Source organism: Nocardia sp. NPDC057272, assembly GCF_042668615.1.
In the GTDB taxonomy this organism is placed as follows: domain Bacteria; phylum Actinomycetota; class Actinomycetes; order Mycobacteriales; family Mycobacteriaceae; genus Nocardia.
The window spans coordinates 189,920-197,827 of sequence record NZ_JBHUYK010000011.1 but is presented as its reverse complement, the minus strand read 5'-3'; the positions used below and the strand labels follow the sequence as shown (position 1 = coordinate 197,827).

Sequence of the window (7,908 nt, the reverse complement as noted above, 5' to 3'; positions counted from 1 at the left end):
GCCTCGAACCTCGGCGCTGTGCTCGCGCAGCGGGGTGACTGGGCTGCAGCCGAACCCTTACTCCGCAAGGCCGCCGACGCCGGGAACGCCACCGCCGTGTCGACGCTCGGTGCTCTGCTCGCACAGCGGGGCGACTGGGCAGCCGCCGAACCATGGCTGCGCAAAGCCGCCGACGCCGGAGACGTCACCGCAGCGTCGAACCTCGGTGCTGTACTGGCACAGCGGGGCGACTGGAAAGAGGGCGAACCATGGCTGCGCAAAGCCGCTGACGCCGGAGACGCGACCGCGGTGTCGACGCTCGGTGCTCTGCTCGCACAGCGGGGCGACTGGGCAGCCGCCGAACCATGGCTCCGCAAAGCCGCCAACGCAGGCGACGCTATCGCGGCCTCGAACCTCGGCGCTGTGCTCGCGCAGCGGGGTGACTGGGCTGCAGCCGAACCCTTACTCCGCAAGGCCGCCGACGCCGGGAACGCCACCGCTGTGCACAACCTTGACGCCTTGCTCGCCTATCGAAAGATGGAGTAACGCGGTCTCAGGCCAGTGGATCTCGGCTCAGTTTGTTCGGGAATCGAGCTTGGGCTCAAGGCATCACTGCATCACCGCGTGGATGATCATGTCGGCGTGCTGGTTGTTTTGCGTGTCGTGCCGGGGGCGCAACCCTCTACCTGCATTTCAGCAGGTAGAGGGATATTTTTGGCGTCGCAGGTTCGATTCCTTGGGGAGCGGTACCGTCGTACAAGCCCAGCTTTGCCGCGACCGCGCAGGATGCGCTACTTCCGGGCACGAACCGTCGGCAGACAAGAACCCCGGGAAATCGGGTCGACACAGGCGTCAGCACGAATCGATATCCCCACGGTCCTGCGTCCAACTCCACAGCGCGGCCACCGCCTTGGCCTGCGCGGCAGCAATACGTTTACCTTCCGCACCACGAACGTACCGAACATGGTCCGTCCAGGTCGTGCGGGTGTAGTTCATCGACTCGGCGACCGTGAAGATCCCCTGCCCGAGCATGTTCGACACGCAAGTCCGGCGCCTGCTCAGGTTGCGCTGTCGCGGTGATCACGGAAGAGCGGAGCAGTTGCTGGGCGCGGGTGCCCCGGCGAGGCGTTGGGTGAGCCAGTCATGGGCCGCGACGGTGGCGGGCAAGAATTCGAGCAGGTGCCCGATCGCGGTGCTCGGGAACAGTGGCGGCAGCCAGGCTGTCGGTTCGAACTGCACGCTCGCGCCTTGGCCGCACCAGTCGATGGCGAGTTGCCGGACCTGTGGATAGGTCAGGACATCGTCGTTGGTGCCGCCTGCGAGCAACACCGGTGCGACCGGTTTGCGGTTACCGATGCGCTGGTCGTCGACGATCGCGCTCAATTCCGGTGAACTGTTGATGATCTCGGCGGGGGTGCGGCCCCCAGCGGTGTAGAAGGTCACCGGTCGCAGCATGGTGCGGAGCACGGCCTCCGCGATGCAGGTGTTGGCCAACTCGGCCATCATCTGCTTACCCGCGGGGTTGGTTGCGGCATCGACGATCGGCGCGACCTCGGGATTGTTCGCGACGATCCCGTTGAGGACATAGCCCAACAGCCCGCCCGCGAAGCCACCGATCACACCGGGCACGATCCCGTTGACGGCCGGGGCGGTGAGCACCACCGAGCGAAGATCCGCGGGCGGGGCGCCGGTGTAGGTGCCACGCAGGTCCATCTCGGGGGCATATTCGCCTTGCAGCTCGGCGGCAGCGGCGGCAGCGCCGCCGCCCTGGGAGTAACCGAATATCGCACCGGGCCGGGTGATTCCGGTCAGGGCTTGCGCGGCGCGGATCGAATCGAGCACAGCGTGGGCTTCAGCGGCCCGGTTGACGTAGTCGTGGACGGCGGGGGTGCCGAGTCCGTGGTAGTCGGTCATCACCACTGCCATGCCGCGTGCGAGCAGCGAGTAGGCGGTGATGATCTCGTAGCTGACCCACACATCCACGGGGAAGGTGTAGTGGATCAGTTCGCCGAAGCCCTTCGACGGCGCGCATTGATCACCTTGGCCTTGGGTGCCTGGTGCGACCGCGATGAGTGGGCGCTCCCTGGGACCGTTCCAGGCCACCGTCGGCTCGAGGTACATACCCGTCACCGCGGCCGGGGCGCCATGGGTGTCCGCGCTCATGTACATGATGCGGGTGGCGTTGGCGGGAACTTGCCCGTCCTGCCCGGGCAGCGCGAGCGCGAGGGGAAACCGTTCGCTCCGCAGAATCGTGCCGGGCGCTTCCGCCGGCAGCGGTGAGGGCGGCAGGTAGAAATCGTTGGCCTGCGCCGAGCCCGACGCCGACCCGGAATCCGGTGCGGCGGCGACGGGCACAGCGCCGATGACTGTCGCGGTGAGCGCGAGGACCGAGGCACTGAGCACGGCCAGCGCCCGTGTTGTCCGGACGCGATCGCGGTGTGTTCGCCGCGACAGCGTGTTGGTGTCGGTGAGCATCTATTTCCCCTTTTTGAATCTAATTCAATTTGAATCCGATTCAGACTGCTATGCGCGAAAGCAGAGTGTCAACCATCACAATTGAATGCGGCGCACATGGCTCGGTTGGTTACACGAGAGATCACACTGCTCACGCGATGACGGTCTCCGAAGCGGCCGCGACGGTGTCGTGTGCGGTGACGGGCGGTAGCCATACTGGCACCGACCACGCCGCCGACAAGGCTGTTGCCGGCGACACCGCAGGAGCGTCGGACGCACCGAAACTGGCGAGCGGAGTGACCAGTTCGGGTGGCGAAGATTCACGCGCCCCGATCGTGCCGCCGCACCCGATGACGAGGGCGCGGGTGGTCATCGTGAGCCCGCCCTGCGGGTCCGCTTGGGCGCGACAGCGGTCGCGGTCGCGGTGTGTTCGGCGGCGTGGCGTTCGATGCGGTCGAGGTAGGCGCGACGACCGTCGGGATCGATGCCGGTCAACGCGCGACGATCGTCGATGAGCCGGCGCCCGGCGTTCTCGATGAAACTGGGCACGAGCGCTTGCAAAACGGACCAACCCGGTGCCACCCAGCCCGGGACCGACACCGTTTCGGGCCTACGTCGCACGCTGGCGACCACGGCACGGGCGACGTCTTCGGGGTCCACGGTCGGCATGCCTTTGCCCAGCCCGGCGCCCGAGGACAACTCGGTGCGCACGGCCGAGGGCAGCACCGCGGTCACCGTGACGCCGGTGCCCTCGTACTCCCGGCGCGCGGCCAGCGACAACCCGAGCGCGGCGAACTTGGACCCGTTGTAGGTGACCATGCCCGGGATCGGGATCATCCCGGCCATCGAGGCGACGTTGACGATATGGCCGCGCCCGGCCTCGACCATGCCGGGCAGCACCGCGCGCATACCGTTGATTACCCCGCGCACGTTGACGTCGAGGATCAAGTCGGTGGTGGCCTCGGTCTCCTCGGTAAAACTACCGAGCGGCATGACCCCGGCATTGTTGACCAGGACGTCGAGTCGTCTTTCGGTGGAGAGGACCTCGGTGAGGAATTCACGCCAGGACTCGACGCTGGTGACGTCCAAGCGCGCGCTGTGGCAGTGCGGGATCTCCGCGGCGGTGCCCGCGGCGACGTCGGTGTCGATGTCACCGATCCACACCCGGGCGCCCTTGGCGCTGAACGCTTGCGCGGTGGCGGCACCGATACCGCGGCCACCGCCGGTGATCACGACGACAGCGCCGTTGAGGTCGATTCGGGAATCGCGAGACATCGTTGTCCTTGTCCTGGTTCGATTTTCAGACAGTGGTCGGCTCGACCGCAGCGCCGCTGTGTGCCGTCGCGTTGATGAGGAAGTCGCGGTCGTCGGGTTCGGTGAGCATGGTGGTCATCGTCTTGCGGTCGAAGGGCCACAGGTCGATGGTGTTCTGGTCGGTGAAGTACCAGGAGTTGCAGCCGGTGTTCCACACCGTCGGACCCATCGCCTGCGCCACGGCGTCGTTGAACCGGGACGTCGCGGCCTCGGTGACCTCGACGGTGTCGAGCTCGCCGGTGGCGAACCGGTGCAACCACCGGGTGATGTAGCGGGCGGTCAGTTCGGCCGAGTACTGCAGCGAGATCGAGCCGGTCGGTGAGTTCGGGCCGAGCACAGTGAACAGATTCGGGAAACCGGGGATCGCCGTCATCCGGTAGGCGCGTGGGCCTTTCGCCCAGGCCTCGTCGATGTGGAGGCCGTCGCGGCCGCGCAGGTTCATCGGGCGCATGTAGTTGTGCGGGTGGAAACCCGTCGCGAAGACGATGAGGTCGATGTCGTGCTCGCGCCCGTCGGCGGTGCGGATACCTGTCGGGGTGATGTCGGTGATCTCGTCGGTGACCAGCTCGGCGTTGTCGGCCTGGATGGCCTGGTAGTACGTGCCGGAGATGACCTGCCTTTTGCACAACGGCTGGTAGTCCGGCGTCAGTGCCTGCCGCAGGTTCTTGTCGCGGACCTGAGCACGCAGCGACAGCCGCGCGAACCGTTGCAGGGTCCTGCGCCGCCATGTCGGGCGCAACGCGACGTCGGCGAGAATGCCCGACGCCCACAGCGACACCGAGTACACCCGATCGTGCAGCGCCGACGACGACGCCAGAACCTTTGCCACCAGCGAGGACTGGGCCAATCCCATCGGAGCCCACAGCACCCATTGCGGAGTACGGGTGAACTGGGTCAACTTCGCCGCGTCGGGTTGCAGCGCCGAAACAACCTGCACGCCGGTCGAACCGGACCCGATCACCGCGATCCGCTTGCCCGCGGTGACGAGCGAGTCGTCCCAGCGGGCGGTGTGCACCACAGACCCCTCGAAACTGTCGAGCCCGGGCAGGTCGGGGGTGAACGGGTGATGCAGGACCCCGGTCGCGGCGATGACGAAATCGGCCGTCAACTCGGTACCGTCGGCGACGGTGACATTCCAGCTGCGGCCGTCGAAGACCGCGTCGGTGACTTCGCTGTCGAGACGCAGGTGTTCGCGCAACCCGAAGCGGTCAACGACTTCGGCGTGGTAACGCTGGATCTCGGAGCCGGTGGCCCATACCCGGGTCCAGTCGGGTTTGGGCGCGAAGCCGAACTGGTAGAGCTGCGACGGCACATCACAGGTCAACCCCGGGTAGCGGTTCCAGAACCACACCCCACCGACATCGGCCCCCTTCTCCAGGATCACGAAATCGTCGAAACCAGCCTTCTTGAACGTGACCGCCGCGGAGATCCCGGCGACACCAGCGCCGATGATGATGATCTTCGGCGCACGAATTGGCATCGTTGCCATCAGTTTTGGCCTTTCGACAGGGCAACGGTTCAGGAACCGGCTGCAGCGTGGAGTTTGGCGCGCAGGACCTTGCCGCTGGCATTGCGCGGGATCTCGTCGAGGACGATGAACCGCTTGGGCACCTTGTAGCGTTCGAGACCTTCGCGCACATGCTGTTTGAGAAGGTCCTGCCCCGGCATGGCCGCATCCGGTGCGAGCACGACGAACGCGTTGAGGACCTGGCCGAATTCGGCATCGGGCACGCCGATCACGACCGCGTCGGTGATGTCGGGGTGGGCGGCGAGGCGGTCTTCGACCTCGCCAGGGAAGACGTTCTCCCCACCGGAGACGATCATGTCGTCGGCGCGGCCGTCGATGAACAACCGGTGCTCGGCATCGAAATGCCCCATGTCGCCGGTGGAGACATGCCCGTCGATGACCTCTTTGGCCCATACCTTCCCCGACTGGTCGGGGGTGTACCCGGTGTATTCCAGACCGCTGCGCACGAAGATCTCACCGATCTCCCCCGGCGCGGCCTCGGTGCGATCGGCGCGCAGGATCCGCACCGACACCCCCAGCGCTGCCCGCCCGATCGTGTCCGGCGCCGCGACGAGATCGGCGGGAGTGGCGATCGTGACCAGACCGGCCTCGGTCGAGCCGTAACCGTTGACCAGGATCGGACCGAAGGCGTCGATCAGCTTCGAGATCGTGGTCGGCGAGATCGGTGCCGCTCCGGTCACCATGACACGCAATGCTGAACGGGCCGAACGGTTCTCGGTCAGCTCGGGTACCGCCAGCAGCCGTTGCAGCATCACCGGAACCGCCATCACCACGCTGACTTGGTGGCGGGCGATGTCGTCGAGCGCGATCGCGGCGTCGAACCGGCGTCGGCAGATCGCCGTCGCGCCCAAGGCCAGCGGGCCAAGCAGCGACAGCAATCCGAAACCGTGGAACATCGGTGGAGCCACCAAGATCCGATCGGTGGAGCGCAGTTTCAGGATCGACATCGCGGTCAAGGTGAGCAGCACGATCGCGGTCGGCTCGACCGCGCGCGGCACGCCCTTGGCCAACCCTGTCGTGCCCGAGGTCAGCAGCGTGATCTTCACTGCGTGTCGCACCCGCGGCGGCCGCGGGTGGCTTCGCGCGGCCAAGTCGTCCAGCGTCGGTAGTCCGGCGAGGTCGGCGTCCGGTTCGCGCCAGGCCAGCACCCGCAGGCCCGCGAAATTCGCATCCTCCACGGTGACGTCGTATTCGTCGTCGTAGATCAGCACGTCCGGGTTGTGCCTGGCCAGGATCGCGTGCAGCTGGGCGGCGGGCAGTTCGGTGTTGATGAAGATCAACTCCGCGCCCAGCTGCGCACCCGCGGTCATCGCCTCGGCGAACCCACGATGGTTACGGCAGATGATGCCGACCGACCTCGGCGGTGTCGCGCACGCGGCATACAGTGCCGCGGCAATCGCTTCGGCGCGCTGCTGGAGCTGCCGGTAAGTCAACTGTCCGGAATCGTCGATGATCGCGGTCTTGTCCGGGTGACGAATCGCGGTGGCCGCCAACAACATCGCCGGGGTCGGGCCATATTGGTAGAAGCTGCGCGCCAACGCTGCCGCCTTGCGGGGGCCGACCGGAGCCAGCATCCCAGAAGCGAGCACCGCGGGTATCGCCGAACCCCACTGGCGCACACTGTGGGTGAAGTCAGCGGACATCGGTACGCACCTGACCGTTATGGGTGGGATCCACCACCGCCGGTGTCGGAGCGGGGGTCGCGGGGGCGGACCGCTTCAGTCGCGACAGGGAGGCCTCGGTGTCACCGAGATTTCGGAAGATCCGCTCGACGAGCAATTCCAGCGGCCACCGGAACACCGTCACCAGGATCGCCGACGGGAATCCGTAGAGCGGCGTCATCGTGCGCGGCTTCTTCACCACCGCCTTGGCCAGCACCTTCGCCGCGTCGTCGGGAGTCTGACCCGGCAACACCCGCATCCAGCGGCTCGGAGCGCTCATCCGGGTATGCAGCAATCCGCCGTAGAACGTGGTCAGCGTGACGCCGTCGGCGCGCGCTTCCATCCCGACCGCACGCATCCACCAGTCGAACGCCAGCTTCGACGACAGATAGAAGCCCCACTTCGGCGCGTTGGGGAACATGATCCCGACGGTGGAGACGTTGACGATGTGGCCACTGCCACGCGCCCGCATCCCGGGCAACAGGGCGAGGGTGAGCCGCATAGGACCGAGGTAGTTCGCACCGGTGGTGGCAGTGACGTCCTTGGGTCGGTCGTAGGACAGGTGGATCGAGCGGCGCAACGACTTGCCCGCGTTGTGGATCAGCACGTCGACCTCGCCCAGGTCGTAACGCACCGACGCCGCGAACTCGGCGATCGACTGCTCATCGGTCAGATCCAGCCGGTACGGATGCGCCTCGCCACCGGCGGCATTGATCTCCTCGGCCAGCTCGAGCAACCGATCCATCGACCGCGCGGCGAGCACCACCCGGGCACCCGCGGCGGCGAACCGCCGCGCGGTCGCCTCCCCGACACCGAACGAGGAACCGGTGACCACGACCACTTTGCCCTCGACCTCACGACGCAACGCGGCCTGGCTGCGCAACCCCCGCGGGCCGATGGCCCAGGCGACTGCACGCGCGAACGGTGTCTCGACGATCCGCGAGGGACCGGTGGGCAGAACTTCAGACATCA

Annotated in this window: 8 protein-coding genes; 1 reads left to right on the top strand and 7 read right to left on the bottom strand. The window is 66.8% G+C overall.

Going from position 1 to position 7,908, the window contains the following annotated elements:
* On the top strand, positions 1-525 hold a 525-nt coding region (locus ACFULV_RS17685), incomplete at its 5' end, for a tetratricopeptide repeat protein (protein ID WP_378657859.1).
* A gap of 306 nt (positions 526-831) precedes the next feature.
* Here ACFULV_RS17685 and ACFULV_RS17680 read toward each other — a convergent pair.
* From ACFULV_RS17680 to ACFULV_RS17650, 7 genes are all read right to left on the bottom strand, one after another.
* Entirely contained in the window at positions 832-1,020 is a 189-nt protein-coding gene (locus ACFULV_RS17680; protein WP_378657856.1) for a hypothetical protein, read from the bottom strand.
* A 39-nt stretch (positions 1,021-1,059) separates the two neighbouring features.
* Positions 1,060-2,454 (bottom strand): lipase family protein, encoded by a 1,395-nt coding sequence (locus ACFULV_RS17675; protein ID WP_378657854.1) that lies wholly within the window; start codon positions 2,452-2,454, stop codon positions 1,060-1,062.
* A 130-nt stretch (positions 2,455-2,584) separates the two neighbouring features.
* The gene (locus ACFULV_RS17670; RefSeq protein WP_378657852.1) at positions 2,585-2,806 is read right to left on the bottom strand and encodes a hypothetical protein; all 222 of its coding nucleotides are present in this window, start codon (positions 2,804-2,806) and stop codon (positions 2,585-2,587) included.
* On the bottom strand, positions 2,803-3,708 hold the full coding sequence (locus tag ACFULV_RS17665) for an SDR family oxidoreductase (protein ID WP_378657849.1): 906 nt from the start codon (positions 3,706-3,708) through the stop codon (positions 2,803-2,805). Before ACFULV_RS17665 ends, ACFULV_RS17670 begins: the two co-directional genes overlap by 4 nt.
* A gap of 25 nt (positions 3,709-3,733) precedes the next feature.
* The gene (locus ACFULV_RS17660; protein ID WP_378657848.1) at positions 3,734-5,227 is read right to left on the bottom strand and encodes a flavin-containing monooxygenase; all 1,494 of its coding nucleotides are present in this window, start codon (positions 5,225-5,227) and stop codon (positions 3,734-3,736) included.
* Between the two features lie 38 nt (positions 5,228-5,265).
* Positions 5,266-6,918, bottom strand: a complete 1,653-nt coding sequence (locus ACFULV_RS17655; protein WP_378657845.1) for an AMP-binding protein — start codon at positions 6,916-6,918, stop codon at positions 5,266-5,268.
* Positions 6,908-7,906, bottom strand: a complete 999-nt coding sequence (locus ACFULV_RS17650; protein WP_378657842.1) for an SDR family NAD(P)-dependent oxidoreductase — start codon at positions 7,904-7,906, stop codon at positions 6,908-6,910. The genes ACFULV_RS17655 and ACFULV_RS17650 overlap by 11 nt, the downstream gene beginning before the upstream one ends.
* Between the last annotated feature and the right edge of the window lie 2 nt (positions 7,907-7,908).

Excerpts from the sequence above, each read along its gene's own strand:
- ACFULV_RS17675 (WP_378657854.1), bottom strand. The coding sequence starts at position 2,454 with ATGCTCACCGACACCAACACGCTGTCGCGGCGAACACACCGCGATCGC.
- ACFULV_RS17670 (WP_378657852.1), bottom strand. The coding sequence starts at position 2,806 with ATGACCACCCGCGCCCTCGTCATCGGGTGCGGCGGCACGATCGGGGCG.
- ACFULV_RS17665 (WP_378657849.1), bottom strand. The coding sequence starts at position 3,708 with ATGTCTCGCGATTCCCGAATCGACCTCAACGGCGCTGTCGTCGTGATC.
- ACFULV_RS17660 (WP_378657848.1), bottom strand. The coding sequence starts at position 5,227 with ATGCCAATTCGTGCGCCGAAGATCATCATCATCGGCGCTGGTGTCGCC.
- ACFULV_RS17655 (WP_378657845.1), bottom strand. The coding sequence starts at position 6,918 with ATGTCCGCTGACTTCACCCACAGTGTGCGCCAGTGGGGTTCGGCGATA.
- ACFULV_RS17650 (WP_378657842.1), bottom strand. The coding sequence starts at position 7,906 with ATGTCTGAAGTTCTGCCCACCGGTCCCTCGCGGATCGTCGAGACACCG.